The following is a 26,831-nucleotide window of genomic DNA, read 5'->3' as shown; positions in this document are numbered from 1 at the left end:
TCGCCGGGCCGAATACCCGGCGCAGGCTTCAGCCGGCGCTTGCGAGCGAGGTCACGCCGGGACGGCGTCCAGCGCTTTCTGCGCCTGGGCTTCCAGCTCGACCTTCAGGCCGGCATCGATACTCAGCTGGCGTGCCAGCTCGTCAAGGTAGGCGCGTTCCATGTAGCTGGTCTCATCGACCATCAGCAGGCTGGCCAGGTACATCTCGGCGGCCATTTCTTCGCTGGTGGCGGCGCGGGCGACTTCGGCCGGGTCCAGCGGCTTGGCCAGCTCGCGGTCGAGCCAGCCCTGCAGCTCGACATCGCCGGTGAGCTTGGCGATCTCGCCCTCGATCAACTGGCGTTCGCGCTCATCGATATGTCCGTCGGCCTTTGCGGCCGCCACGATGGCCCGCAGGATGGCGTGGCTGTGCTGCTCGGCCTGGGCCGGAGGCAGCCGGTCGACGGTCTGTGGCTCGCCGCGTGGGGCGCTGGCCTGCTTCTGCTGCCAGTTGCCATAGGCCTTGTAGGCCAGCACGCCCAGGGCGGCGAGACCGCCGTAGGTGACGACCTTGCCCCCCATCTTGCGCGCCTTCTTGCTGCCCAGCAGCAAGCCAAGCGCACCCGCTGCCAGGGCACCACCGCCGGCGCCGGAGAGCAGGCTGCCGAGGTCCAGGCCGCCGCTCTTGCTGGATGGCTGACCGCCGTCCTGCCGGGCCACGCCCTTGTTCTGCAGGAGGTCCTGGCCGGATCTGAGGAGCTGGTCGAGCAGGCCGCGTGTGTTCATGGCGATCTCCACTGTCTATCGAAAAATGTGGATTCCGACTCTAGTCCAGCGCACGTCAGGGACGCAGCGACAGTGTGCTTCCGGATATTGCGGGCCTGTCCCGGCGGGACCGCAGGATAAACAGGCCACTTTCATTCGATTAAAAAGAATGCTCCTATAGATTTTCGATAATCAACAATGAAATGCGCCGAGACCGGCTAGACAAGGCTCTAGATCGCGACTCCGCGCTCCAGCGGCAATCGCCCATGATGACCCTTCGCCAGATTCGCCATTTCATCGCCGTCGCCGAGACCGGCTCGATCTCCGCCGCCGCCCAGGCGGTGTTCATTTCCCAGTCGACCCTGACGCTGGCCATCCAGCAGTTGGAGGACGAGATCGGCGTGCGCCTGTTCGATCGCCATGCCAAGGGCATGACGCTCACCCACCAGGGCCATCAGTTCCTGCGCCAGGCGCACCTGATCCTGGCCACGGTGGAGAATGCCAAGCGCAGCCTGCAGCAGAGCACCGACCAGGTGGCCGGCAGCCTGACCATCGGCGTGACCAGCCTGGTGGCAGGCTATTACCTGGCAGACCTGATCAACCGATTCCAGCGCGCCTACCCCAACGTGCAGACCCGCGTGGTAGAGGATGAGCGCCCCTACATCGAGCACCTGCTGGTCAGCGGCGAGATCGACGTCGGCGTGCTGATCCTCTCCAACCTGGAGGACCGTCATGCCCTGCAGACCGAAGTGCTGACCCACTCGCCGCACCGCCTCTGGCTGCCGGCGCAGCACCCGCTTCTGGAGCGCGACAGCATCGGCCTGGCCGACGTGGCAGGCGAGCCGTTGATCCAGCTGAACGCCGACGAGATGGGCCTGCACACCCAGCGCATCTGGTCCCGCGCCGGCCTCGTGCCGCAAGTGACGCTGCGCACGGCCTCCGTGGAAGCGGTGCGAAGCCTGGTGGCGGCTGGCCTGGGGCTGTCGATCCAGCCGGACATGACCTACCGCCCCTGGTCGCTGGAAGGCGACATCATCGAAGCGCGGCCGCTGGTGGACCTCTCCGAGCCGCTGGACGTCGGCCTGGCCTGGCGTCGCGGCACCGCGCGGCCGCCGCTGGTGGACCCGTTCCTCACCGTGGCCCGCGAGCAGCCCAACGCAAAACGCCTTTCGATCTAGAGGCTTACAGCGTTCGATTTAATCGAACGGCGCTTTCAGTAATTAGAATTTGTCGACCCCACGCCCGGACTCTAGTCTCTCGTCCCATACCAAAGGGCCAGTTCCGGGCAACGCCCCTACGCCGGAGCACGCACATGGCCCCTGAAAACAAGACAGATAAACGACGAGCTTCCAAGATGACCGGCGCAACCCTGCATACCGCCTTGCTGATCGACGGCCAACTGGTCGCCGGCGAAGGCATTGCCGAGCCGATCATCAACCCGACGACCGGCGACACCATTGCCAGCATTGCCGACGGCTCCCTGGATCAGGTCGAACAGGCCATTGCGGCCGCGCACCGCGCGTTCCCCGGCTGGGCCCGCACCACGCCCGCCCAGCGCGCCACCGCCTTGCTCGCCATCGCCGACGCCATCGACCAGCACGGCAACGACCTCGCCCAGCTGGAATCGCTGAACTGCGGCAAGCCGCTGCATCTCGCCCGCCAGGACGACATCCCCGCCACCGCCGACGTGTTCCGCTTCTTCGCCGGCGCCGTGCGCTGCCAGCAGGGCCAGCTCGCCGGCGAATACGTGCCCGGCCACACCAGCATGGTGCGCCGCGACCCGGTGGGCGTGGTCGCCTCGATTGCGCCGTGGAACTACCCGCTGATGATGGCCGCATGGAAGATCGCCCCCGCCCTGGCCGCCGGCAACACGCTGGTGTTCAAGCCGTCCGAACACACGCCGCTGAGCATCCTGGCGCTGGCCCCGGCACTGGCGGAGATCCTCCCTGCTGGCGTGATCAACATCGTCTGCGGCGGCGGCGAGGGCGTCGGCAGCCATCTGGTCAGCCACCCGAAGGTGCGCATGGTGTCGCTGACCGGCGACATCGTCACCGGGCAGAAGATTCTCCAGGCCGCCGCACGCACACTCAAACGCACCCACCTGGAACTGGGCGGCAAAGCACCGGTGATCGTCTGCAACGACGCCGACCTCGACGCCGTGGTCCAGGGCGTGCGCACCCACGGTTACTACAACGCCGGCCAGGATTGCACTGCCGCCTGCCGCATCTACGCGCAGGCCGGCATCCATGACCGCCTCGTCGCCGAGCTGGGCGACGCCGTGGCGAGCATCCGCTTCGCCCGCAAGCGCGACGCCGATAACGAGATCAGCCCGCTGATCAGCGCCCGCCAGCGCGACCGCGTGGCCAGCTTCGTCGAGCGCGCCCTCGGCCAGCCGCACATCGAGCGCGTCACCGGCGCCGCCGTGCATTCCGGCCCCGGCTTCTACTACCAGCCGACCCTGCTGGCCGGCTGCAAGCAGCAGGACGAGATCGTCCAGCGCGAGGTGTTCGGCCCGGTGGTCACCGTGACCCGCTTCGACCAGTTGGAGCAGGCGGTGGACTGGGCCAACGACTCCGAATACGGCCTGGCCTCCTCGGTGTGGACACAGAACCTCGACAAGGCCTTCCAGATCGCCAACCGCCTGCAATACGGCTGCACCTGGATCAACACCCATTTCATGCTCGCCAGCGAGATGCCCCACGGCGGGCTCAAGCGCTCGGGCTATGGCAAGGACCTGTCCAGCGACTCGCTACAGGACTACAGCGTGGTGCGCCACATCATGGCGCGACACGGCCAGCAACTGGATTGAACGACCCCGGCGGCGCCCCCGCCGGTCCATAAGAAAACACCCCGGCGAATCGGCGCGCCCGCTCGCACGAGGGTGGTTGCTCGATTGAACTGCCCCACCAATAGAGACAACAACGAGAGGGAGACACCCGATGCGCAAGACCGCACTGCTCAGTGCCATCACCACCGCCCTGCTGGCCAGCGCCGGCGTCCAGGCCGCCGAGGCCCTGAAGGAAGTCGGCAAGGGCGAAGGCCGCCTGGACATCATCGCCTGGCCCGGCTACATCGAGCGCGGCCAGTCCGACAAGAACTACGACTGGGTCACCCAGTTCGAGAAGGACACCGGCTGCCAGGTCAACGTGAAGACCGCTGCCACCTCCGACGAGATGGTCAGCCTGATGGCCAAGGGCGGCTACGACCTGGTCACCGCCTCGGGCGACGCCTCCCTGCGCCTGATCTACGGCAAGCGCGTGCAGCCGATCGATCCGTCGCTGATCCCCAACTGGAAGAACATCGACCCGCGCCTGAAGGACGCCGCCTGGTACGTGGTCAACGGCAAGACCTATGGCGCGCCGTACCAGTGGGGCCCGAACCTGCTGATGTACAACACCAAGGTCTTCCCCACCGCGCCGGACAGCTGGAAAGTCGTGTTCGACGCCCAGAACCTGCCCGACGGCAAGCCGAACAAGGGCCGCGTGCAGGCCTACGACGGCCCGATCTACGTCGCCGACGCCGCGCTGTACCTGAAGGCCACCCAGCCGGAACTGGGCATCACCGATCCGTACCAGCTCGACGAGAAGCAGTACGCCGCCGTGGTCGACCTGCTGCGCAAGCAGCATGACCTGATCCACCGCTACTGGCACGACACCACCGTGCAGATGAGCGACTTCAAGAACGAAGGCGTCGCCGCCTCCAGCGCCTGGCCGTACCAGGCCAACGCCCTGAAGGCCGAAGGTCAGCCGATCGCCACCGTGTTCCCGAAAGAAGGCGTCACCGGCTGGGCCGACACCACCATGCTGCACGCCGAAGCCCAGCACCCGAGCTGCGCCTACAAGTGGCTGAACTGGTCGCTGGAACCCAAGGTCCAGGGCGACGTGGCGGCCTGGTTCGGCTCCGTGCCGGCCGTGCCCGAAGGCTGCAAGGCCAGCACCCTGCTCGGTGCCGAAGGCTGCGCCACCAACGGCTACAACCAGTTCGACAAGATCGCGTTCTGGAAGACCCCGGTGGCCGAGGGCGGCAAGTTCGTCCCCTACAGCCGCTGGACCCAGGACTATATCGGGATCATGGGCGGCCGTTGAGGCAGGGAACTTCCCCGAGCGCCTGACTGGCTCCCTCTCCCTTCAGGGAGAGGGGCTGGGGGAGAGGGTGATGCCGCTGGCTCCGATGCCCGGCCGCCCTCTCCCCAACCCTCTCCCTGAAGGGAGAGGGAGCTGTTCGGCGCAACGCCTACCCGCGAACCACATCCGTACCGATTCACCCGTATTTCAGATTCACGGGCAGGGCTCCCCTACGCCGGATTCCTGCCCCTTGGAGCGTGCACCATGACCACTCCCGCTGTTCAATTCACCCAGGTCTCCCGCCAGTTCGGCGACGTCAAGGCCGTTGACCGGGTGTCCATCGACATCAAGGACGGCGAGTTCTTCTCCATGCTCGGCCCGTCGGGCTCGGGCAAGACCACCTGCCTGCGGCTGATCGCCGGCTTCGAGCAACCCAGCGCAGGCTCCATCCGCATCCATGGCGAGGAGGCCGCCGGCCTGCCGCCCTACCAGCGTGACGTCAACACGGTGTTCCAGGACTACGCGCTGTTCCCGCACATGAGTGTGCTGGAGAACGTCGCCTACGGCCTGAAAGTGAAAGGCATCGGCAAGGCAGAGCGGCTGAAGCGTGCCGAAGAAGCCCTTGGCATGGTCGCCCTGGGCGGCTATGGCGTGCGCAAGCCGGTGCAGCTCTCCGGCGGCCAGCGCCAGCGCGTGGCCCTGGCCCGTGCGCTGGTGAACCGTCCGCGCGTCCTGCTGCTGGACGAACCCCTCGGCGCCCTCGACCTCAAGCTGCGCGAGCAGATGCAGAGCGAACTGAAGAAGCTGCAGCGCCAGCTCGGCATCACGTTCATCTTCGTCACCCACGACCAGAGCGAAGCGCTGTCCATGTCCGACCGCGTCGCGGTGTTCAACAAGGGCCGCATCGAGCAGGTCGACACCCCGCGCAACCTCTACATGAAGCCGGCCACCCCGTTCGTGGCCGAGTTCGTCGGCACCTCCAACGTGCTGCGCGGCGACATCGCCCAAAGCCTGACCGGCAACGCCCAGCCGTTCTCCATCCGCCCGGAGCACATCACCTTCGCCAAGGGCGAGCGCGCCACGTCGGATATCGAGATCAGCGGCCTGCTGCACGACATCCAGTACCAGGGCGCGGCGACCCGCTACGAGATCCGTCTCGACAACGGCCAGAACCTCTGCCTCAGCCAGGCCAACAGCCAGTGGGCCGACATCGACCTCGCCCACCAGCCGGGCCAGCGCGTGACCGCTCGCTGGGCGCGCGAGGCGATGGTGGTGCTGAACGAGGGCGCGTGAGATGGAACTGACGATGAATGCAGCGCTGCCCGCGGCCAGCAATGGCCCGCTGCGGCGCCTGTCCAACCTGCTCTACCGCAAGCCGACGCTGTACCTCTCGCTGCTGCTGATCCCGCCGCTGCTGTGGTTCGGCGCGATCTACCTGGGCTCGCTGCTGACGCTGCTGTGGCAGGGTTTCTACACCTTCGACGACTTCACCATGACGGTGACGCCGGACCTGACCTGGGCCAACTTCGGCTCGCTGTTCAGCGGCTCCAACTTCGACATCATCCAGCGCACCGTGCTGATGGCGGTCGCGGTATCCATCGCCAGCGGCGCGGTGGCCTTCCCCATCGCCTACTACATGGCGCGCTACACCACCGGCAAGACCAAGGCGTTCTTCTACATCGCCGTGATGATGCCGATGTGGGCCAGCTACATCGTCAAGGCCTACGCCTGGACCCTGCTGCTGGCCAAGGGCGGCGTGGCGATGTGGTTCGTCCAGCACCTGGGCCTCGAGCCCGTGCTGAACCTGCTGCTGGGCATTCCGGGGATCGGTGGCAACACCCTGTCCACCTCCAGCTTCGGGCGCTTCCTGGTGTTCGTGTACATCTGGCTGCCGTTCATGATCCTGCCGATCCAGGCCTCCCTGGAGCGCCTGCCGCCGTCGCTGCTACAGGCCTCGGCGGACCTCGGCGCGCACCCGCGGCAGACCTTCTTCCAGGTCATCCTGCCGCTGTCGATCCCCGGCATCGCCGCCGGCTCGATCTTCACCTTCAGCCTGACCCTGGGCGACTTCATCGTGCCGCAGCTGGTGGGCCCGCCGGGCTACTTCATCGGCAGCATGGTCTACGCCCAGCAGGGCGCGATCGGCAACATGCCGATGGCCGCCGCCTTCACCCTCGTGCCGATCGTGCTGATCGCCGTGTACCTGTCCATCGTCAAACGTCTGGGGGCTTTCGATGCACTCTGAGAAAGCGTCGTTCGGCCTCAAAGCGGCCGCCTGGGGCGGGTTGGTGTTCCTGCACTTCCCGATCCTGATCATCTTCCTGTACGCCTTCAACACCGAGGACGCGGCCTTCAGCTTCCCGCCCAAAGGCTTCACCCTGCACTGGTTCAGCGTCGCCTTCGCCCGCCAGGACGTGCTCGAGGCCATCGAACTGTCGGTGAAGATCGCCAGCGTCGCCACGCTGATTGCCATGCTCCTGGGCACCCTGGCCGCGGCCGCGCTGTACCGCCGCGACTTCTTCGGCAAGGAAGGTATCTCGCTGATGCTGATCCTGCCGATCGCCCTGCCCGGCATCATCACCGGCATCGCGCTGCTGTCGGCGTTCAAGACCCTCGGCATCGAGCCGGGCTTCCTGACCATCGTCATCGGCCACGCCACCTTCTGCGTGGTGATCGTCTACAACAACGTCATCGCGCGCTTCCGCCGCACCTCCCACAGCCTCATCGAAGCCTCGATGGACCTGGGCGCCGACAGCTGGCAGACCTTCCGCTACGTGATCCTGCCGAACCTCGGCTCGGCGCTGCTGGCCGGCGGCATGCTGGCGTTCGCGCTGTCCTTCGACGAGATCATCGTCACCACCTTCACCGCCGGCCATGAACGCACTCTGCCGATCTGGCTGCTCAACCAGCTGGGCCGCCCGCGCGACGTACCGGTAACCAACGTGGTGGCGATGCTGGTGATGATCGTGACCATGCTGCCGATCCTCGGCGCCTACTACTTGACCAAAGGTGGCGAAGGCGTGGCGGGGAGCGGCAAATGACAGTCATGTGCCAAGCGGCCCTCTCCCCCCGCCCTCTCCCTGAAGGGAGAGGGAGCCTGTTCGGCGTGCCCGGTTAGCACCGAATTCGCCGGCAGCCACGAAAGTTCGCCTGGCACGGATATCCCCTCTCCCTTCAGGGAGAGGGTTAGGGAGAGGGGAAGCCCCCGCTCCCAACTCACAGAACCCCTCAGGCCCGCCGCCCCGAAACGGCAGGCCCCTAAAAAGAAACACCCCAACCGAATTTGCACCACGCTTCTGAACAAGAGGACTCAACCATGCAAACCAACCTGCTGATCAACGGCCAACTGGTCGCTGGCGAAGGCGAGAAGCTCGCCGTCCTGAACCCATCGCTGGGCACCACACTGGTGGAAATCGCCGAGGCCACCCCGGCCCAGGTCGACGCCGCCGTGCTGGCCGCCGACGCGGCCTTCGACAGCTGGTCGCAGACCGCGCCGAAGGACCGCTCCCTGCTCCTGCTGGCTCTGGCCGACGCCATCGACGCCAACGCCGAGGAACTGGCCCGCCTGGAATCCAACAACTGCGGCAAGCCCTATTCCGCTGCGCTGAACGACGAACTGCCGGCCGTGGCCGACGTGTTCCGCTTCTTCGCCGGCGCCTGCCGCGTGATGCAGGGCTCCGCCGCTGGCGAATACCTGCCGGGCCACACCTCGATGATCCGTCGCGACCCGGTGGGCGTGGTCGCCTCCATCGCGCCGTGGAACTACCCGCTGATGATGGTGGCCTGGAAACTCGGCCCGGCCCTGGCCGCCGGCAACACCGTGGTGCTCAAGCCGTCCGAGCAGACCCCGCTGACCGCCCTGCGCCTGGCGCAGCTGATGGCCGGCATCTTCCCCGCCGGCGTGGTCAACCTGGTCTTCGGCCGCGGCCCGACCGTCGGCGAACCGCTGACGACCCACCCGAAAGTGCGCATGGTGTCCCTGACCGGCTCGGTCGCCACCGGCAGCCGTATCATCGCCGGCACCGCCGACACCGTGAAGCGCATGCACATGGAACTGGGCGGCAAGGCCCCGGTACTGATCTTCGACGACGCCGACATCGACGCCGCCGTGGAAGGCATCCGCACCTTCGGCTTCTACAACGCCGGCCAGGACTGCACCGCGGCCTGCCGCATCTACGCGCAGAAGGGCATCTACGCCAAGTTCGTGGAGAAGCTCGGCGCCGCCGTCGCCAGCATCCAGTACGGCGAGCAGGACGACCCGAATACCGAACTGGGCCCGGTCATCACCGAACAGCACCTGGAGCGCGTGATCGGCTTCGTCGAGCGCGCCAAACAGGTGCCGCACATCGAAGTCATTACGGGTGGCAAGCGGGCGGATCGTGCAGGCTTCTTCTTCGAGCCGACCGTGCTCGCCGGCGCCCGCCAGGACGACGAAGTGGTACGCCGCGAAATCTTCGGCCCGGTGGTTTCGGTCACCGAGTTCGAGGACGAAGCACAGGCGCTGGCCTGGGCAAACGACTCCGACTACGGCCTCGCATCGTCGGTATGGACGAGTGATGTCGGTCGCGCCCATCGCCTGTCCGCTCGCCTGCAGTACGGCTGCACCTGGGTCAACACGCACTTCATGCTGACCACCGAGATGCCCCACGGCGGCATGAAGCTGTCGGGCTACGGCAAGGACATGTCCATGTACGGCCTGGAGGATTACACAGCGATCCGCCACGTCATGATCAAGCACTGATTGGAGCGCGGCCTGCTGCGCGTCGGCGGAGCTGCGTTGGAAACAGGTCCGGGCCCAGTCATTTACTACTCGTAAACTCCTGGGCCCGGACCTGCTTCCGCCTTGCTGCGCTCTAGCTCGCGAGGCCCAACAGTACGGTGAAAAAAGCAACCAGCGGACCAAGGTCCGCGGGTTCAACGGCGCCCCGCTCGACCGGGACCGCCGCGCGGCCACGCATGCCGCAGCCCCTTCCGGAGGGAAGGGCATAACCATGACAGCCCCTGCCCCGGGCCATCACCTTGCAAGGATTCCCCATGACCATCACCCGCCGCGACTTCCTCAACGGCGTTGCCCTCACCATCGGCGCGGGGCTCACCCCGCTGCAACTTCTCCAGGCCGCACCGTCCGGCCGCTACTACCCGCCCGCCCTCACCGGCATGCGCGGCAGCCATCCCGGCGCGTTCGAGGTCGCGCACCAGATGGGCTGGGAGAAGAAGGTATTCGACACCGATGGCCTGAAGATCGAGGAGCAGTACGACCTGGTGGTGGTCGGTGGCGGCATCAGCGGCCTGTCCGCGGCCTGGTTCTACCGGCAGAAGCACCCCAAGGCGCGCGTGCTGATCATCGAGAACCACGACGACTTCGGCGGCCACGCCAAGCGCAACGAATTCCAGGCCGGCGGCCGGATGATCCTCGGCTATGGCGGCAGCGAGGCCTTCCAGTCGCCCAAGCACCTGTACAGCGACACGGTCAACAACCTGCTCAAGCAGCTCAACGTCGATGTGGACCGCTTCGAAACCGCCTTCGACCGCGACTTCTACCCGAACCTGGGCCTCTCGCGCGGCGTGTTCTTCGACAAGGCCGGCTTCGGCGAGGCGAAGCTGGTATCCGGCGACCCGACGCCGATGGTGGCCGACGACATCGCCCCGGAAAAACTCAACGCCCGCAGCTGGCGCGCGTTCATCTCCGACTTCCCGCTGCCCGAGGCCGACCGCCAGGCGCTGATCGACCTGCACGAGGCACCGAAGGATTACCTCGCCGGCAAGACCCGCGAGGAAAAGGAAGCGCACCTGGCCAAGACCAGCTACCAGGACTTCCTGCGCAAGGACGTGGGCCTGAGCGAAGCCGCCACCCGCTACTTCCTCAGCCGCACCAACGACTTCTCGGCGCTGAGCATCGACGCCGTAGCCGCTGGCGACGCTTACTCCGTAGGCTTCCCGGGCTTCGCCGCCATGGACCTCTCGCCCATCAGCGAGGAAGCCAAGGCCGAGATGGAGGAGCCGTACATCTATCACTTCCCCGACGGCAACGCCTCGCTGGCGCGCCTGCTGGTGCGCGGCCTGATTCCGGGCGTGGCGCCGGGCAAGGACATGAACGACATCGTCCTGGCCACCTTCGACTACTCCAAGCTGGACCAGCCGAAGAACGCCGTGCGCCTGCGCCTGAACAGCACCGCCGTGAGCGTGAAGAACCGCGACGGCGGCGTGGACGTCGGCTATAGCCGCGCCGGCGCCCTGCACCGCGTGCGCGCCAGGCACTGCGTGCTGGCCTGCTACAACATGATCATCCCGTACCTCCTGCGCGACCTCTCCGCCGAGCAGAGCCACGCCCTGGCGCAGAACGTGAAGTTCCCGCTGGTGTACACCAAGGTGGTGATCCGCAACTGGCAGAGCTTCATGAAGCTGGGCGTGCACGAGATCTATGCGCCGAGCCAGCCGTACAGCCGCGTGAAGCTGGATTACCCGGTGGACATCGGCGGCTACAGCCACCCGCGCGACCCGAACCAGCCCATCGGCCTGCACATGGTCTACGTGCCCACCAGCCCCAACGCCGGCATGGACGCGCGCACCCAGGCCCGCGTCGGCCGCGGCAAGCTCTACGCCATGAGCTTCGAGCAGATGGAAGGCATGATTCGCGACCAGCTGCAGGCCATGCTCGGCCCGGCGGGCTTCGACCATCAGAAGGATATCCAGGCGATCACCATCAACCGCTGGTCGCACGGCTATTCGTACTTCTCCAACAGCCTCTTCGATGATGAGCAGGAGAGCGAAAAACTGATGAACCTGGCGCGCACCAAGGTCGGCAACGTCACCATCGCCAACTCCGATGCGGCCTGGGACGCCTACGCGCACGCGGCCATCGACGAGGCCTGGCGCGCGGTGGGCGAACTGGCCTGAAGAATCCGGCGCCGCGCACCGCGTGGCGCCGCACTTAACGGCCGTCCGGCCGACAACCCGCGGGCACGCCCGCAACGGAGGCAAGCATGCGTCACCTCGTCAGAGCGTTCTACCTGCTGTCGCTGTTCACCTTTGCTGGCCTGGTTCAGGCAGCTGAGTCGCCCAAACAGATCGTCGATGCCTACATGGCCGCGTGGAACGCCCACGATGCCGAGAAGGCCGCCGGCTACCTGGCCAAGGATGCGGAATACTTCGACGTCACCGTCGGCACCCCGCAGAAAGGCCGCGACGCCGCGCGTGACAATGTGATCAAGGTGTTCGTGGGGGCCGTTCCGGACCTGAAATGGAAGATGAACGGCAAGCCGATCGTCGACAAGGATGGCATCGCCTTCCAGTGGACCTTCAGCGGCACCAACACCGGCGCCTGGGATGCCCAGACCCCGGCGACCAACAAGCCGCTGTCGTTCGACGGTGTGAGCTACGTGAAGGTCAAGGACGGCAAGATCGTCTACCAGGGCGACTACTACGACGCCCTGGGCCTGCACAAGCAGCTCGGCTGGTAAGCGACGTCCGGAACGCCCTGCGTCCCGCAACAGCCGCGCCTCCGGGCGCGGCTGACATAACCAGAAAACGCTCCCTCGCCTACCCCTGCCCTCCTCCGCCACTGCAGTGTCCCACGCCATGTCAATCACACGCGAACCACGGCCCGCCAAGGCCGAAGACAGCTCCAGCACGCGCTCCACCATCGACCAGGTTAAGCAGCTGATCGCCGATCTCAACGTGCGCTGGACCGAGATCAGCAAGGTCTCCGAAGTCATCAAGCAGATCGCCAAAAACACCAACCTGGTGGCCCTCAATGCCGCCATCGAAGCCGCCCGTGCCGGTGAAAGCGGGCGCGGATTCGCCGTGGTCGCCGACGAGGTACGCCGCCTGGCGACCCAGTCGGCCAACGCCACCGCCGACATCGGCAACGTCGTTGCCTCGATCAAGAGCGAAAGCGCCCGCGCCCTGGCCGATGTCGAGCAGGCCGAGCACTCCAGCCTGCTGGACACCGCTCGCGTGGTACTCGCCAGCGAGACCCAGCGACTGGAAGCGCGCTTCGCCGTGATGGCCACCGCGCTCTATGGCCTGAAGCATTTCATCCTCGGCCTGAAGAGCCGCAACCTCGGCCCGCAGCGCGAACAGATCGACGCGGTGATGCACGAGTACCTGACCCGCAACCCCGAGCTGCTCGCCTTCGCCTGCGGTTGCGAACCCAACGCCTTCGACGGCCGCGACCGCGAGTTCATCGACGCCCCCGGCCACGACGCCAGCGGTCGCCTCATGGCCTACTGGCACCGCGGCAGCGGCGTGGCCCAGCGCGAATGCCTGGTCGGCTACGACAAGGCCGACGGCAGTGGCGACTGGTACCAGATCCCCCGCGACAAGGGCCGCGACGTGTTCATGGAACCCTACGAGTACAGCGTCGGCGGCAGCACCGTGCTGATGACCTCGTTCATGTCACCCATGACGGCCAACGGCCGCTTCCTCGGCATCCTGGGCGCCGACTACACCCTGCACCAGCTGCAGGAAAGCCTCGGCAAACTGACTCCCATGGGCAATGGCCAGTACACCCTGCTGTCCAACGCCGGCGTCTACGTCACCCACCCGGACGCCAGGCGCCTGGGCGACAAAGCGGGCGAACTGCCGCAGGAAGCGCGCAGCGCCATCGCCCACGGCCGGAGCTGGGAACAGGTGAAGGGGCGCCGCGTGCAATTGCTGCAACCCATCCGCGTGGGCGACAGCGATGCACCCTGGGCGCTGATGATGAGCTTCGAACTGGCGCAGTCCGGCGAATAGAGCATCAACCTGCAGGAGCGCGCCATGCGCGCGATCGCGGGCATGGCCCGCTCCTGCAGGGGAGTTCGGATCACGTCCGCTCGGGCAGCTCGGTGATGTGGATTTCCGTCACCAGCGCCGGCTTCACCAGCGGCGTGCGCGACAGCAGCGGACAGAAGCGCGCCAGGGCGCCGATCAGCTCCCACTGGGTATCCAGGGATTTCGCCAGCACATCCACATCCGCCAGCACCCGATGGCCCACGCGCTGCAAATGCGGGTCGGGACTATGGCCGAGCTCCACCGACAGTTGGGTGATCAGCGTGCTGAGGTTGGACATGTTGCGGGTGGCGAGCGCGAGAATATTCGCCAGCAAGGCAATTTCGGATTGCGGGATGACAGCAGGCGTAGCAGAGGCGTCCATGCGTGCTCCAGTGGTGCTCAGGTGGGTGGCTGCGCAGTCCTTGCGCAAGCGCGGTGAGAGTAGCATCAGACTGCCACCCTGCGACAGATTTCACATTTCAATTCTTTTCCTGACCTTTTGGTCACACGAGCTTGCGCCCGTGTGACCTCGGTCGGCGTCACACTTGCCCGAAGGCCTTGCGCTTCGGCGTCCCGCGTTGCGCGGCACGCAGGTACTGCGCCGGCCAGGGAACCGGTTGGCCGCCCAGTTCATCGGCGGCGTGCAGCGGCCAGTACGGGTCGCGCAACAGCTCGCGGGCCAGCAGGATCAAGTCGGCCTGGCCCGTGCGCAGGATGTGTTCGGCCTGCACCGGCTCGGTGATCATCCCCACGGTGCCGCTGGCGACGTCAGCTTCCTTGCGCACGCGCTCGGCAAACTGCGTCTGGTAGCCGGGTCCCACGGGAATCTCGGCGTTCACCGCGGTTCCGCCGGAGGACACATCGATCAGGTCCACGCCCAGGTTCTTCAGGCGGCGTGCCAGCTCCACGGTTTCGTCGGGATTCCAGCCGTCTTCCACCCAGTCGGTCGCCGACAGCCGGACGAACAGCGGTAACTCCTGCGGCCAGACGGCCCGCACGGCTTCGGTGACTTCCAGGAGGAAGCGGATGCGGTTCTCGAAGCAGGTGCCGTACTGGTCGCGGCGCTGGTTGGAAAGCGGCGAAAGGAACTGATGGAGCAGGTAGCCGTGAGCCGCATGCACCTCGGCGATCTTGAAGCCGGCCGCCAGGGCGCGCTCGGCGCCGCGCACGAACTGGTGCTTGATCGTCGCCATCTGCTCTTCGCTCAGGGCGATGGGCACGGTGTGCTGCGGGTCGAAGGCGATGGCCGAGGGCGCCACCGGCGTCCAGCCGCCTTCGCTGATCGGCACCGAACCGTGCTTGCCCAACCAGGGCGCCCAGGTGCTCGCCTTGCGCCCGGCATGGGCCAACTGCACGCCCGCCACGGCGCCCTGGGACTCGATGAAGCGGGTAATACGCCGTAGCGGCTCGACCTGTTCGTCATTCCAGATGCCCAGGTCCTCGGCGCTGATCCGCCCTTCCGGGGCGACCGCCGTGGCCTCGACGATCACCAGACCGGCACCGCCCACCGCGCGACTGCCCAGGTGCACCAGGTGCCAGTCGTTGGCCATGCCATCCTGGGCGGAGTACTGGCACATGGGGGAAACGGCGATGCGGTTGGACAGGGTCAGCTGGCGCAGGGTCAGGGGCTCGAACAACTGGCTCATGGTGGCACTCCCTCTCTGGTCTTCAGATCTTGTCCTACAACTGTAGACCGGGATCGCCTAAGGATAGGCCTAGATGATCGGTGGCTCCGTCGCAGCCGGGACCGCTGCAACAGGACGGAACCGCCGGCGCCCCTTGCAGGAGCGCGCCTTGCACGCGATCGAGGGCGAGGCGCGCGCCTACAGGGAGATTCGCCGCTGTCAGTGCAGCTCGTTGGACTTTCCCATGGCAGCCACGGCGCCGGGCGCCAGGCTGTAGCGCTTGCTGGCGTCGCGCTCGAGCAGACCGGAGAGGTGCAGCCGGCGCAGTGTCTGGCTGACGCAGCTGAGGGAGATGGGCAGGCCCGGCTCCTCCAGGTAGGCGTGCAGCTCGACCGAGGTCGCCTTGCCGCAGATCACCAGCGCATCGAGGATGTTCAGCCGCGGCAGGCTGCTGCGCAGGCCGGCATGCTCCAGCAATTGGCGCGCGGGGCGCGGCAGACGCGGCGGCACCGGAGTACTGACTTTCATAGCGGCTCTCATTTGCGCACCTCGAAAGACAGCGTGGAAACGTGGATCAAGCTGTCATAGCGCTTGCCCTCGACGCTGGCGCCGCCATTGACCTGGGCGGAGACCTCCAGCACGTAGCGCGCCGGGAACGGCGTAATCAGGGTCACCGTGCCGTCCGCCGCCGGCTTCAGGCTGCGTGTCCACTGCTCGGAGGTGTACACGTTGACCTGCGAGGCCGGCACCACGGTGCCTTTCCAGTGCAGGGCGAAGGTGTTGCCGCCGGGTGTGGTCGGCACCAGTTCCAGATCATTCTGCGCCCGGGTTTCAGTCCGTCCCTCACGCGCCTGATAGATGGTCAGGGTGTTGCCTTCGGCACGCTGGGCCGCGACCCGCAGGTCGCCCGCCGGCGCATCGTCAACCGCGAAGGAGTCGACGCCGGCCCTCATTGGCGCACTCTTGCCCTCGCCCAGCACGACGCGGGCGTTCTGCAGCTGGGCCACCGGCAGGTGCTCGCCAGGCTGCAACTCGCTGAAATAGCTTTTCGCGCTCTGGCCTGCACTGCGCTCCAGCCACAGGTAGTCCGCGTTGGCCAATGGCGCGCAGCTCAGCGCCAGGGCCAGCAGCACGGGCTGGCGAAGGGAAACGTTCATGCGGGGATTCTCCTGTTTGGGGCGCTCTTTAAAAAACGTCGCTCGCATCCGTTGCGAATCGATCGCTTTCACATAACAAGACGGATGAGCCGCAAAAAACACGCAGCGAAATTGTGTAAAGAAATCGAAAAGGTCGGGAAACACGCTCCGAAACATTTGTTTGCAACTGGAAATGGCCGGTTTTTCGATCTCATCCGTCCTTATTGCTAGAAGACCGCTGCTCCTTGGGTGTCTTCGCGCCTCGCCGGCCTGGTTCGGCGAGGGGCCTTTTCCTTTGTCCCTTTTGCGTGGCCGTGATTCCCATGTCCAAGAAATCCCGCTCCAGGCTCTGGTTCCTGGTCCACAGCTGGCTGGCCCTGCCCATCTGGTTCTTCGTCTTCCTGGTGTGCATCACCGGCACCCTGGCAACCGTTAGCCAGGAGATCGTCTGGCTGGCCGACGCCTCCGTGCGGGCCAACCCGCCAGACGACGACGCCCAACGCCTGGGCTACGACCAGGTGCTCGCGGCCATGGCCCAGCAGCAACCGCAGGCCGCCGTGCGCATGATCAGCGCGCCCAGCGAAACGCATTTCGCGCTGCGGGTCAGCGTGACCTACCCCGACAGCGCGACCGCCATGCTCTACGTGAACCCCTACACCGGGGTCATCCAGGGCAAGATGCCGCTGTTCGACTTCCGCCAGTTCACCCGCGCGCTGCACGGCTGGTGGCTGGTGCCTTTCAGCCACGGCTACAGCTGGGGCTGGTACCTGGTCTCGCTGCTCGGCCTGCCACTGCTGGCGTCGCTGGTCACCGGCCTGGTGGTGTACAAGCGCTTCTGGCGCGGCTTCCTCAAGCCGACCCTGCGCCTGCGCCAGGGCGCGCGCATCTTCTGGGGCGACCTGCACCGGCTGATGGGTATCTGGTCGATCTGGTTCATCGCGGTGATCTCCCTCACCGGCACCTGGTTCCTGATCCAGGCGACGCTCGCCGACAACAGCATTTCCCTCTCCAGCGAAGGCGTGCCAACCATCATCCAGCGCGACAGCATTCCGCAGGGGGAGAACGGCGCTGCACCGCCGCGCGTCGGCCTGGACGCCGCCGTGCTCGCCGCCCAGCAGCGCATCCCCGGATTCGAGGCGACCTTCTTCCGTCTTCCCTCCAGCGCCTACGACCCGGTGACGATCGTCGGCAAGGCCTGGTACCCGCTGATGGTCGAAAGCGCCCAGGTGAACCCCTACGACGGCAGCGTGGCCTCGACGCGCCTGCTCAGCGACCGCTCCGGCCTGGAGTTCGTCACCGAATCCATGCGCCCGCTGCACACCGGCGATTTCGGCGGCGTGTGGGTCAAGCTGATCTGGTTCGTGTTCGGGCTGATCCTCAGCATGATGGTGCTCAGCGGCCTGATGATCTGGAGCAAGCGCACCCTGATCGCCACCGCCAAGGAGCTGAAGAAGCAGAAGACCCGCGAGCGGATCACCGTCGCAGCCACCCCGGAGGCCAGCCAATGAGCGGCAACAGCACGCTGCGCCGCCAATGGCTGCGCTGGCGTTTCCACCTCAGCGCCCTGCTGGTGCTGATTCCCCTGGGCTTCATGCCCCACTATTTCCACGAAGCCAAGCTGGACCGTGGCCTGCGTGGCCTGGGCGAACGCGAGATCGGCGCCGTGCAGGTCGGCCCGTGGACCGCGCGCATGGCCGAATGGGAAGTGGCTGAGCCCGAGGACGAAGGCCGCGCCGGTTTCGTCAAGGCTTTCACCCTGGCCTTCTGCGACAGCTGTTATCCACAGGTGAAGGCCGCCTACCTGCGCATCGGCCAACCGCGCAGCCTGCGCGCCGCCGGCGGACTGTTCGCCGGCACGCGCTACCAGCAGTTCGCCGAAGTCACGATCCCGGCCCGCGTCACCCCGGCCGACGAACTCTGGCTGACCGTGGAAGGCTGGGACGGCGCTGTCCACCAGGCGCAGATCCCACTCGACAAGGCCTCACCCTCGCTGGTGGCCTGGCTGGAAAAGACCCGGAGCAACCGATGAACGCGATCCTCAAGTGCGGCACCGTGCTGCTTGGCCTGAGCGCCAGCGCCAGCGCCCTGGCCCACGCGCCTTTCTGCGAATGCTCGGCGCTGGATGCCGAGACCATCCGCTGCGTCGGCGGCTTCACCGACGGCAGCGCCGCACCGGGGGTGACCCTCGACGTGATGGGCAGCGACAACCAGGTACTGATCCCTGGCAAGCTCGGAGCGGATTCCAGCCTGACCTTCAAGCGCCCGAGCGGGGACTTCTACATCCTCTTCGACGTCGGGCCGGGGTATATGGTCGAGGTCGATCCGAGCGAGATCAAAGGCATCTGAATAGCGCTGCGGAACGGTGCGCCACCTGTCGGAGCGGGCCTCTTTCTAGAAAGGCGTTGTGGGCGCGATCACGCCCATGGGGCGCTCCTACAGGGAGCGCTCGTGTAAGCCGGCTCAACGTGGCGCGATATGCGCCACCATCAGTTGCACCGTCTCGTTGCCGCGGAATTCGTTGACGTCCAGTTTGTAGGCCACTTCCGCCCAGCGCACGGTGGGGTTCGGCCAGATGTCGCGGTCGATGTTGAAAGCGATGGCGTCCAGCTGCAGCGAACCGCATTCGGTCTTGAGCACTAGCTTCAGGTGACGTTCGCCGACCACGCGCTGCTGGACGATCTGGAAGATGCCGTGGAACAGCGGCTCGGGGAAATGCTGCCCCCAGGGACCGGCCTGACGCAGGGCGCGGGCCAGCTCCAGGTGGAATTCCTCGGCGCCCAGCTGGCCGTCGGAGAGCAGGCGGCCGGTGAGATCGTCTTCATCCAGTTGGCGGCGCACCTCGGCGTCGAAGGCGGCAGCGAAGGCACCGAAGTGCTCCTGGGGCAACGACAGGCCGGCTGCCATGGCGTGGCCGCCGAACTTGCTGATCAGCCCCGAATGACGCGCAGCCACGGCGTCCAGCGCATCGCGGATGTGGAAGCCCGGCACCGACCGCGCCGAGCCCTTGAGCGTGCCGTCGCCGGCATCGGCGAAGGCGATGGTCGGCCGGTGGTAACGCTCCTTCAGCCTTGAGGCGAGGATGCCGATCACGCCCTGGTGCCATTCCGGGTCGAACAGGCACAGGCCGAAGGGCATCTGCTCCACCGGCAGTTCCTTGAGCTGGGCCAGCGCCTCGCGCTGCATGCCCTGCTCGATGGCCTTGCGGTCCTGGTTGAGCTGGTCGAGCTGCACCGCCATGTCGCGGGCGACGGCTTCGTCCTCGCACAGCAGCAGTTCGATGCCCAGGGACATGTCGTCCAGGCGACCGGCAGCATTCAGACGCGGACCGAGGATGAAGCCCAGGTCCGTGGAGGTGATCCGCCGGCAATCACGCCCGGCGACTTCCAGCAGCGCGCGCAGGCCCGGACGGGCACGGCCGGCACGGATGCGCGCAAGGCCCTGGTGCACCAGGATGCGGTTGTTGGCGTCCAGCGGCACCACGTCGGCGACGCTGCCCAGGGACACCAGGTCGAGCAGCTCGGCAAGGTTCGGCTCGGCGATACCGCGCGCAGCGAACCAGCCGCGCTCACGCAAGCGGGCACGCAGGGCAAGCATCACGTAGAAGATCACGCCGACGCCGGCCATGGCCTTGCTGGGGAATTCGCAGCCGGGCTGGTTCGGGTTGACGATGGCGTCGGCGGCGGGCAGCTCCGCCCCCGGCAGGTGGTGGTCGGTGACCAGCACGCGCAGGCCGGCAGCCTTGGCCGCGGCGACGCCGTCGATGCTGGAGATGCCGTTGTCCACGGTCACCAGCAGTTCCGGGCGCTTCTCCAGTGCCACGGCGACGATTTCCGGGGTCAGGCCGTAGCCGTACTCGAAACGGTTGGGCACCAGGTAATCGACCCAGGCCGCGCCGAGCATGCGCAGCGCCAGCACACCGACGCTGCTGGCGGTGGCACCGTCGGCGTCGAAGTCGCCGACATAGAGAATTCGCTGGCCCTTCTCCAGCGCATCGACCAGCAACTCCACCGCGGCGTCCACGCCCTTGAGCTGCTGATACGGGATCAGCCGCGCCAGGCCCTTGTCCAGCTCTTCAGCGCTCTGCACGCCACGGGCGGCGTAGAGGCGGGTCAGCAGCGGCGGCAGGTCGCCCAGGTCGGGCAGGGTTGGCGGGAGGGGGCGGGATTCGATGCGCATCAGGGTTCCAACTGTTCCTTTTTCGACTCAATCTCGCGCCTTGCGAGCCAAAGCACAGCAAGGCGCGAACAGGCGTGGGCCGCAGTTTGCTGCAGCAAATGAGCAGGCCCGCGCCTGTTTGCAACGCAGCCGGGCCGACGCGCAGCTAGCGCAAATCAGCGCTCGCCCATCAGCCATTCAACCTGCAACTCATGCTGGCCGCGCTCGTCGGTCACGAAGATCGTCCCTTCGCTGATCATCACGGTCCAGTTGATCGAACGCGGCAGGTCGCGGGAGATTTCCTCCAGCGCTTCCTGGGGCATGGCCACGACGTTGAGGTTCTTCAGGTGACGCACGCTGTCGAGCACCTTGGTCGTCCACACGCGCAGGTTGCCGTAGGCGACCAGGGTCAGTTTTTCGCAGCGGCGCGAGCACCAGGTCAGGCGTTCGGCGTCGGGCTGGCCGACTTCGATCCAGTGCAGCACGCGATCGTCCAGGCTCTTTTCCCACAGCGAGGGCTCTTCCACGTCCGACAGGCCGCGTCCGAACGCCAACTGCTCGCTGTACCAGATGACGTAGGCGAGCAGGCGCACCGCCAGGCGCTCCTCGGTTTCCGAGGGGTGACGGGCGACGGTGAAGCGCAGGGTCTCGTAGACCCCACGGTCGAGGTCGGTCAGGCTGATATCGGCTTTGTAGGGCGTGGCGGACAGGGCCATGGGGGTTCCCGGCGAATTTTGAAGGCGGCAAGTCTACCGCGAAAGCGTCGGCGCCGTGGCTTATGTCCGCGGACGTCGGTCGGTTCCCGGCTCCGGCGCGGCCAGTTCGATGCGGTTGCGGCCCTTGGCCTTGGCAGCGTAGAGCGCCTGATCGGCCAGCGACAGCAGACGCAGCAGGTCATGCCCGGCTTCGCGAGTGGTGGCGATGCCGATGCTGACGCTGAGTTGGCCCTCGGCCATGAACGGCAATTCGGCGAACTCGCGGCGTACCCGCTCCGCCACCTGGCAGGCACCTTCGGTGTCGGCCGCCACCAGCAGGCAGGCGAACTCTTCCCCGCCGATGCGGGCAAACTGGTCGTGCTTGCGCATCCGCGAGGCGGTGATGCGGCTGAACTCGACCAGCACGCGGTCGCCGGCAGGATGGCCGAAGGAGTCATTGAGACGTTTGAAGTTGTCCAGGTCGCAAAGCAACAGCGAGGCCTGCTCGCCACGCTCGACGCACAGGCGCAGTAGTCGTTCGCCGGTTTCCATGAAGGCGCGGCGATTGCCCACGCCGGTCAGCGGGTCGCTCAGAGCGGCGCTGCGGAACTGCAACTCGGCCCGCTCCTTGACCATCGCCAGAGTGGCAAACGCGATGCCGATAGCAAAGAGCATGGTCTCGAAGACCAGAAAGGTGAAGAACGTCGAGCCCTGGCCATTGTTCGACACGCTCTCGAACGGCATGCCACGGTCGACCACCAGGCGCACCGAATAAACCAGGGTATGGAACAGCAACAACGCCAACGTCGGCCTGAGCTCCACTTCGAGTTTCCGGCGGTCCCGCCACAACTCGCTGAGGGCCGCGATGCAGTAGATGACCGTGATACCCGTACTGACAGCGATACGCGCCGCCAGGGACTCATAGAACGGAGGCACCAGGCACAGCAGTGCCCACAATGCCGCGCCCGCGCCAATCAATGGCCAATGCGGTTTGCGTCCGGTGAAGACGCGCATGGACGTCCAGGTCATTGCCGAACAGAGGTGCAGGACCACGTTGCCGATCAGGATGGGCAACCAGTCCATGCCGATGCCACGCAGGGTGGCCAGTAGAGTGCCCAGCGCCCCCAGCAACAGCGCGGCACTCATGTAGCCCAGCGTGTGCTCGCGGCGGCCACCGTGCCAGGCAAAGGCCATCAGCACACCGACCAGGGTCAGCACGTAGAGGTCGACGACAACCAGCGTCGGCAAATGCAACGTCATGCCGCCCCCTCGCCACCCGCCGGCAAGCATTCATCAGAGAATGCCGCCGGGCCATCGGGCTGTTGGAAGGAAGACGAACGCATCACGGTATACCTGCGCGAAACCGCGCGAGCGGAAGTAGGAAGTATCTGAATGTCGCTACTCTACGCGCGCCAAAGGTCGGCGCAAAGCGCCAGTGCCAGGCGCCTGCCCGGCGGCCTGTTCGAAGCGGCACACACGCGTTAGAGTCCGGCGATTCCTATCTGATCGGACAGACCGATGAACAGTACCGCCAAACCCCTCGCCGGCCTCAAGGTCATCGAACTCGGCACCCTGATCGCCGGCCCCTTCGCCTCGCGCCTGTGCGCGGAATTCGGCGCCGAAGTCATCAAGGTCGAGTCGCCCGACGGCGGCGACCCGCTGCGCAAGTGGCGCAAGCTCTACGAGGGCACCTCGCTGTGGTGGTTCGTGCAGGCGCGCAACAAGCGTTCGCTGACCTTGAACCTCAAGCATGAGGCCGGCCGCGAGGTGCTGAAGAAGCTGCTGGCCGAGGCCGACATCCTGATCGAGAACTTCCGCCCCGGCGTGCTGGAGAAACTCGGCCTGGGCTGGGACGTGATCCATGCGCTGAACCCGAAGCTGGTAATGGTGCGCCTGTCCGGCTTCGGCCAGAGCGGCCCCTACAAGGACCAGCCGGGCTTCGGCGCGGTGGGCGAGTCGATGGGCGGGCTGCGCTACATCACCGGCTTCGAGGACCGCCCGCCAGTGCGCACCGGCATCTCCATCGGGGACTCCATCGCTGCGCTGTGGGGCGTGATCGGCGCGCTGATGGCGCTGCGTCACCGCGAGGTGAACGGCGGCGCCGGGCAGGTGGTGGACGTGGCGCTCTACGAGGCAGTGTTCGCCATGATGGAATCCATGGTCCCGGAATTCGATGTGTTCGGCTTCATCCGCGAACGTACCGGCAACATCATGCCCGGCATCACCCCCTCCTCCGTGCACACCACGGCCGACGGCAAGCATGTGCAGATTGCCGCCAACGGCGATGCCATCTTCCGCCGCTTCATGACCGCGATCGGCCGCCTCGACCTCGCCGACGACCCGAGCCTGGCCAGCAACGACGGCCGCGATGCGCGCCGCGACGAGCTCTACGGCATCATCGACCGCTGGGCACGCTCCGAATCGCTGGATAGCGTGCTGAAGGTGCTGACCGAAGCCGACGTGCCGGCCAGCCGCATCTTCTCGGCCGAGGACATGTTCAGCGACCCGCAATTCCTCGCACGGGAGATGTTCCTCTCGGCCAAGCTGCCGGACGGCAAATCCTTCCGCATGCCCGGGATCGTCCCGAAGCTCTCCGACACCCCCGGCAGCGCCGAGTGGATCGGCCCGAAGCTGGGCGAGCACACTGATGAGGTGTTGAGCGGACTGGGCTATGACGCTGCGGCCATCGCGGCGCTGCGCAAGGATGGGGCGGTCTGACATCCAAACCCGTAGGAGCCGGCCATGCCCGCGATCACGGGCGTGGCACGTGCCTGCAGGGAACGGGCAGGCTCAGCCCGCCTCCTGCTCCGACTCTTCGGTCTGGGCAATGAATTCCAGCATCTTCTCGCTGCCGTCCAGCAGGTCTGCATGGATCGCCTCGCGGGCGCCAGGACCATTGCGCTCGCGCAGGGCTCGCAGAACGTCCCAGTGGTGTTCGATGGCCATGCGCTCATTGAAGTCGGCATAGGCCTGGGCGATCAACGGGCCGGTGCGCATCCACAGGCTGTCGAGGAAGGCGCGCAGCAGCGGCATGCCGGCGATGTCGGCCAGGGCGAAGTGGAAGGCCTGGTTGAGCTTGAGCGCCAGGACCATATCCTCCGCGTGGATCGCGTCGAGGTTCTCGCGGATGTTGGCTTCCAGTTCGTCCAGTTGCCCATCGCTGGCACGTGCGGCGGCGGTCTCGGCGGCGAGGCCTTCGAGCGCTACGCGGATGCTGCGGATCTCCAGGTATTGCTCGCGGGTGAGCAACGGCACGCGGATGTCCCGCGGCGTCTTGAGCACCAGCGCCTGTTCCTTGGCCAGTTGCAGGATGGCGTCGCGCACCGGGGTGACGCTGGTGCCCAGCTGCTGGGCCAGGTCACGGATGCGCAGGCGGTCGTCCGGCTTGAAACGGCCGGTGACCAGCGCCTCGCGCAGCAGCGCGTAGACGCCGCTGCCGAGGTAGGAGTGATTCAGGCCATCGATCGGGTAGTTCATCGCTTTCTCATCGCGTGCTGCGGCATTTCCGGCGCGCATGATGCGGATTGAGCGCACTGGATGCCAGCGGGATCACACATGCTGGCCGCCGTTGACATGGATTTCCGCGCCGTTCACATAAGACGCGCCACTGGTGCAGAGGAAGTGGATCAGCGAGGCGACCTCCTCCGGCTTGCCCAGGCGGTGCATCGGAATGTCGCGCTCGACGATCAGTTCGGTGCCCGAGGACAGGATCGCCGTGTCGATCTCCCCCGGCGCGATGGCGTTCACCCGCACACCATGCGGGCCGAAGTCATGGGCCATCTCGCGGGTCAGCGCCGCCAGTGCGGCTTTCGAGCAGGCGTAGGCGGCACCGGCGAACGGGTGTACGCGGGAGCCGGCGATCGAGGTGACGTTGATCACCGAGCCCTTGGCCGCCTTCAGTTCGTCGAACAGGCCACGGGCCAACAGCGCCGTGGAGAAGAGGTTGACGTTGAACACCTTGAGCCAGGTGGCGTAGTCACTGCCCAGCACACCCAGGCGCTCGCCTTCCGGGCCCTTGGGCGAAATGCCGGCGTTGTTCACCAGCGCGTGCAGGCTACCGCCGAGCTTCTCGCGGATCATCGGCAGGCTGGCCTGGACGCTGTCGATGTCTTCCAGGTCCAGGTGGATGTGGTTGATCAGCCCCTCGGCCCAGGGGCATTCGGCGCTCCAGTCCTGGCGCGAGGCGGTGAACACGCGCCAGCCGGCGGCATTGAAGTGCTTCACCGTGGCGTGGCCAATACCGCGGCTGGCGCCGGTAAGCAGCAGGGTGCGAGTCTGGTTCATGGTCTTCCCTCTTGATTCTGAGCCGCTGTCTGCGCCCCATCGGGCGTGCGATCCGTAAACATCCGTGGAGCCTGGCGCCAATAAAAACATGATGCATCATGTTTGGGAAGGTGTTTTAATCGGCTCAGCTTGGTCCTACAACGAGCTATCCGAACAACAACAAGAAACGGAGCACATTCCAATGATCGACCACACCCGTTCCGCCCGTTCTTCTCCCTGATGTCCGAGGGCGTATCAGCCGGCCTTCCAGCTTGGTCCGGCGCAGCGCCCCACTCTTGAAGCTGCCCTCTTATTCATGGGCCGGATTGGCCCGCTCAGGAGTCATCGCATGTTCAAGAAAGCCATAGCACTGATGATGCTGGCCGGCGGCGCCGCCCAGCTGCATGCCGAAACACTCACCGTGGTGTCCTTCGGTGGAGACAACAAGGTGGCCCAGGAAAAGGCCTTCTACAAACCCTTCGAACAGCAGGCCAAGGTCACCGTCCAGGGCGCCGAGTACAACGGCGAGATGGCCAAGATCAAGGTCATGGCCGACACCGGCAAGACCAGCTGGGACGTGGTCGAGGTCGAATCCCCGGAACTGATGCGCGGTTGCAGCGAAGGGCTGTTCGAGCAGCTCGACTGGTCCAAGCTTGGGAAACAGGCCGACTTCCTCGATGCTGCCGTGAGCGATTGCGGCGTGGGCATCTTCATCTGGTCCACCGTGCTCACCTACGACGCCAAGAAGCTCGCCAACGCCCCCACCGGCTGGGCCGACTTCTGGGATGTGAAGAAATTCCCCGGCAAGCGCGGCCTGCGACGCGGCGCCAAGTTCACCCTGGAATTCGCCCTCGAAGCCGACGGCGTGAAACAGGCCGACCTGTACAAGGTGCTGGGCACCAAGGAAGGCGTGGATCGGGCGTTCAAGAAGCTCGACGAGATCAAGCCGTACATCCAGTGGTGGGAAGCCGGTGCGCAACCGCTACAGTGGCTGGCCGCCGGTGACGTGGTGATGACCAGTGCCTACAACGGTCGCGTCGCCACTGCGCAGAAGGAAGGTCGCGACTTCGCCATCCAGTGGAACGGCAGCATCTATGACCTGGACCACTGGGCCATCGTCAAGGGCAGCCCGAAGAAGGAACTGGCCGAGCAGTTCATCGCACTGGCCAACAAGCCCGAGCACCAGAAAGTCTTCGCCGAGAACATTCCCTACGGCCCGACCAACAAGAACACCATTCCGCTGATCGACCCGGCCATTGCGCCGAAGCTGCCCACCGCGCCGCAGAACCTGGAGAACGCGCGCGCCATGGACACCGAGTTCTGGATCGACCACGGCGAAGAGCTGGAACAGCGCTTCAACGCCTGGGCCAGCAAGTAAGCCCGCGCCGACCGCTC

At 66.2% G+C, this 26,831-nt stretch carries 25 protein-coding genes and 1 pseudogene; 16 read left to right on the top strand and 10 right to left on the bottom strand.

Going from position 1 to position 26,831, the window contains the following annotated elements:
• Window positions 1-51 precede the first annotated feature (51 nt).
• The gene (locus tag AC1ZV1_RS08155) at window positions 52-765 is read right to left on the bottom strand and encodes a tellurite resistance TerB family protein (protein WP_484296259.1); all 714 of its coding nucleotides are present in this window, start codon (window positions 763-765) and stop codon (window positions 52-54) included.
• Window positions 766-1,010: 245 nt separating this feature from the next.
• On the opposite strand from AC1ZV1_RS08155, the gene AC1ZV1_RS08150 reads away from it, so the two are divergent.
• The 11 genes and pseudogenes from AC1ZV1_RS08150 to AC1ZV1_RS08100 all read left to right on the top strand — a co-directional run bounded on the left by AC1ZV1_RS08150 (window position 1,011) and on the right by AC1ZV1_RS08100 (window position 13,544).
• Window positions 1,011-1,922 (top strand): LysR family transcriptional regulator, encoded by a 912-nt coding sequence (locus AC1ZV1_RS08150; protein ID WP_484296258.1) that lies wholly within the window; start codon window positions 1,011-1,013, stop codon window positions 1,920-1,922.
• A 176-nt stretch (window positions 1,923-2,098) separates the two neighbouring features.
• Window positions 2,099-3,553 carry a gamma-aminobutyraldehyde dehydrogenase gene (locus tag AC1ZV1_RS08145; protein ID WP_484296257.1) on the top strand — a complete coding sequence of 485 codons (1,455 nt, stop codon included), beginning with the start codon at window positions 2,099-2,101 and terminating at the stop codon, window positions 3,551-3,553.
• A gap of 130 nt (window positions 3,554-3,683) precedes the next feature.
• Window positions 3,684-4,829: a putative ABC transporter substrate-binding protein YdcS gene (gene ydcS / locus AC1ZV1_RS08140; protein ID WP_484296256.1), complete on the top strand. Its 1,146-nt coding sequence runs from the start codon at window positions 3,684-3,686 to the stop codon at window positions 4,827-4,829.
• 243 nt (window positions 4,830-5,072) lie between these two features.
• Window positions 5,073-6,101 (top strand): ABC transporter ATP-binding protein, encoded by a 1,029-nt coding sequence (locus tag AC1ZV1_RS08135; protein WP_484296255.1) that lies wholly within the window; start codon window positions 5,073-5,075, stop codon window positions 6,099-6,101.
• A gap of 1 nt (window position 6,102) precedes the next feature.
• Complete coding sequence (locus AC1ZV1_RS08130; protein ID WP_038803387.1) at window positions 6,103-7,053, top strand: ABC transporter permease; 951 nt, start codon at window positions 6,103-6,105, stop codon at window positions 7,051-7,053.
• The gene (locus tag AC1ZV1_RS08125; protein WP_484296254.1) at window positions 7,043-7,849 is read left to right on the top strand and encodes an ABC transporter permease; all 807 of its coding nucleotides are present in this window, start codon (window positions 7,043-7,045) and stop codon (window positions 7,847-7,849) included. Before AC1ZV1_RS08130 ends, AC1ZV1_RS08125 begins: the two co-directional genes overlap by 11 nt.
• A gap of 275 nt (window positions 7,850-8,124) precedes the next feature.
• A complete protein-coding gene (locus AC1ZV1_RS08120) occupies window positions 8,125-9,549 on the top strand; it encodes a gamma-aminobutyraldehyde dehydrogenase (RefSeq protein ID WP_484296253.1) in 1,425 nt (474 codons plus the stop codon).
• A 293-nt stretch (window positions 9,550-9,842) separates the two neighbouring features.
• Window positions 9,843-11,705 carry an FAD-dependent oxidoreductase gene (locus tag AC1ZV1_RS08115; RefSeq protein ID WP_484296252.1) on the top strand — a complete coding sequence of 621 codons (1,863 nt, stop codon included), beginning with the start codon at window positions 9,843-9,845 and terminating at the stop codon, window positions 11,703-11,705.
• 86 nt (window positions 11,706-11,791) lie between these two features.
• Window positions 11,792-12,268 (top strand): ester cyclase, encoded by a 477-nt coding sequence (locus tag AC1ZV1_RS08110; protein ID WP_045209913.1) that lies wholly within the window; start codon window positions 11,792-11,794, stop codon window positions 12,266-12,268.
• A gap of 118 nt (window positions 12,269-12,386) precedes the next feature.
• Window positions 12,387-12,680, top strand: a pseudogene (locus AC1ZV1_RS08105) (methyl-accepting chemotaxis protein); the annotation flags it as partial.
• 132 nt (window positions 12,681-12,812) lie between these two features.
• A complete protein-coding gene (locus AC1ZV1_RS08100; RefSeq protein ID WP_484297526.1) occupies window positions 12,813-13,544 on the top strand; it encodes a cache domain-containing protein in 732 nt (243 codons plus the stop codon).
• A gap of 70 nt (window positions 13,545-13,614) precedes the next feature.
• On the opposite strand, the gene AC1ZV1_RS08095 is transcribed toward AC1ZV1_RS08100, so the two are convergent.
• The 4 genes from AC1ZV1_RS08095 to AC1ZV1_RS08080 form a co-directional block, all read right to left on the bottom strand.
• Window positions 13,615-13,944, bottom strand: coding sequence for a hypothetical protein (locus AC1ZV1_RS08095; protein WP_484296251.1), 330 nt, complete (start codon window positions 13,942-13,944; stop codon window positions 13,615-13,617).
• Window positions 13,945-14,101: 157 nt separating this feature from the next.
• A complete protein-coding gene (locus tag AC1ZV1_RS08090) occupies window positions 14,102-15,208 on the bottom strand; it encodes an NADH:flavin oxidoreductase/NADH oxidase (RefSeq protein WP_484296250.1) in 1,107 nt (368 codons plus the stop codon).
• A 198-nt stretch (window positions 15,209-15,406) separates the two neighbouring features.
• A complete protein-coding gene (locus tag AC1ZV1_RS08085) occupies window positions 15,407-15,715 on the bottom strand; it encodes a ferric uptake regulator family protein (protein ID WP_484296249.1) in 309 nt (102 codons plus the stop codon).
• 8 nt (window positions 15,716-15,723) lie between these two features.
• Window positions 15,724-16,344: a hypothetical protein gene (locus tag AC1ZV1_RS08080; protein ID WP_484296248.1), complete on the bottom strand. Its 621-nt coding sequence runs from the start codon at window positions 16,342-16,344 to the stop codon at window positions 15,724-15,726.
• 302 nt (window positions 16,345-16,646) lie between these two features.
• Between AC1ZV1_RS08080 and AC1ZV1_RS08075 the strand changes: the two genes are divergently transcribed.
• Genes AC1ZV1_RS08075 through AC1ZV1_RS08065 form a run of 3 tightly spaced genes read left to right on the top strand, consistent with a single transcriptional unit; the run spans window position 16,647 to window position 18,669 of the window.
• Window positions 16,647-17,831 (top strand): PepSY-associated TM helix domain-containing protein, encoded by a 1,185-nt coding sequence (locus tag AC1ZV1_RS08075; protein ID WP_484296247.1) that lies wholly within the window; start codon window positions 16,647-16,649, stop codon window positions 17,829-17,831.
• Window positions 17,828-18,352, top strand: a complete 525-nt coding sequence (locus AC1ZV1_RS08070; protein ID WP_484296246.1) for a thiamine pyrophosphate-binding protein — start codon at window positions 17,828-17,830, stop codon at window positions 18,350-18,352. The genes AC1ZV1_RS08075 and AC1ZV1_RS08070 overlap by 4 nt, the downstream gene beginning before the upstream one ends.
• Entirely contained in the window at window positions 18,349-18,669 is a 321-nt protein-coding gene (locus AC1ZV1_RS08065; protein WP_484296245.1) for a hypothetical protein, read from the top strand. The genes AC1ZV1_RS08070 and AC1ZV1_RS08065 overlap by 4 nt, the downstream gene beginning before the upstream one ends.
• A 114-nt stretch (window positions 18,670-18,783) precedes the next feature.
• Here the strand turns inward: AC1ZV1_RS08065 and recJ are convergent, their stop codons facing one another.
• The 3 genes from recJ to AC1ZV1_RS08050 all read right to left on the bottom strand — a co-directional run bounded on the left by recJ (window position 18,784) and on the right by AC1ZV1_RS08050 (window position 22,433).
• Window positions 18,784-20,499: a single-stranded-DNA-specific exonuclease RecJ gene (gene recJ / locus AC1ZV1_RS08060; protein WP_484296244.1), complete on the bottom strand. Its 1,716-nt coding sequence runs from the start codon at window positions 20,497-20,499 to the stop codon at window positions 18,784-18,786.
• A 155-nt stretch (window positions 20,500-20,654) separates the two neighbouring features.
• Window positions 20,655-21,194: a YaeQ family protein gene (locus AC1ZV1_RS08055; protein ID WP_484296243.1), complete on the bottom strand. Its 540-nt coding sequence runs from the start codon at window positions 21,192-21,194 to the stop codon at window positions 20,655-20,657.
• Between the two features lie 60 nt (window positions 21,195-21,254).
• A complete protein-coding gene (locus AC1ZV1_RS08050) occupies window positions 21,255-22,433 on the bottom strand; it encodes a GGDEF domain-containing protein (RefSeq protein WP_484296242.1) in 1,179 nt (392 codons plus the stop codon).
• A gap of 258 nt (window positions 22,434-22,691) precedes the next feature.
• Here AC1ZV1_RS08050 and AC1ZV1_RS08045 point away from each other — a divergent pair, with 258 nt between their 5' ends.
• Window positions 22,692-23,891, top strand: a complete 1,200-nt coding sequence (locus AC1ZV1_RS08045) for a CaiB/BaiF CoA transferase family protein (protein ID WP_484296241.1) — start codon at window positions 22,692-22,694, stop codon at window positions 23,889-23,891.
• A gap of 72 nt (window positions 23,892-23,963) precedes the next feature.
• On the opposite strand, the gene AC1ZV1_RS08040 is transcribed toward AC1ZV1_RS08045, so the two are convergent.
• Window positions 23,964-24,650, bottom strand: coding sequence for a GntR family transcriptional regulator (locus tag AC1ZV1_RS08040; protein WP_484296240.1), 687 nt, complete (start codon window positions 24,648-24,650; stop codon window positions 23,964-23,966).
• A 72-nt stretch (window positions 24,651-24,722) separates the two neighbouring features.
• Complete coding sequence (locus AC1ZV1_RS08035; protein ID WP_024765199.1) at window positions 24,723-25,457, bottom strand: SDR family NAD(P)-dependent oxidoreductase; 735 nt, start codon at window positions 25,455-25,457, stop codon at window positions 24,723-24,725.
• 328 nt (window positions 25,458-25,785) lie between these two features.
• On the opposite strand from AC1ZV1_RS08035, the gene AC1ZV1_RS08030 reads away from it, so the two are divergent.
• Entirely contained in the window at window positions 25,786-26,814 is a 1,029-nt protein-coding gene (locus AC1ZV1_RS08030) for an ABC transporter substrate-binding protein (protein WP_484296239.1), read from the top strand.
• Window positions 26,815-26,831: the final 17 nt, after the last annotated feature.

This window comes from Pseudomonas sp. BB438, assembly GCF_057180225.1.
This window is presented reverse-complemented; position numbering and strand designations above follow the sequence as displayed.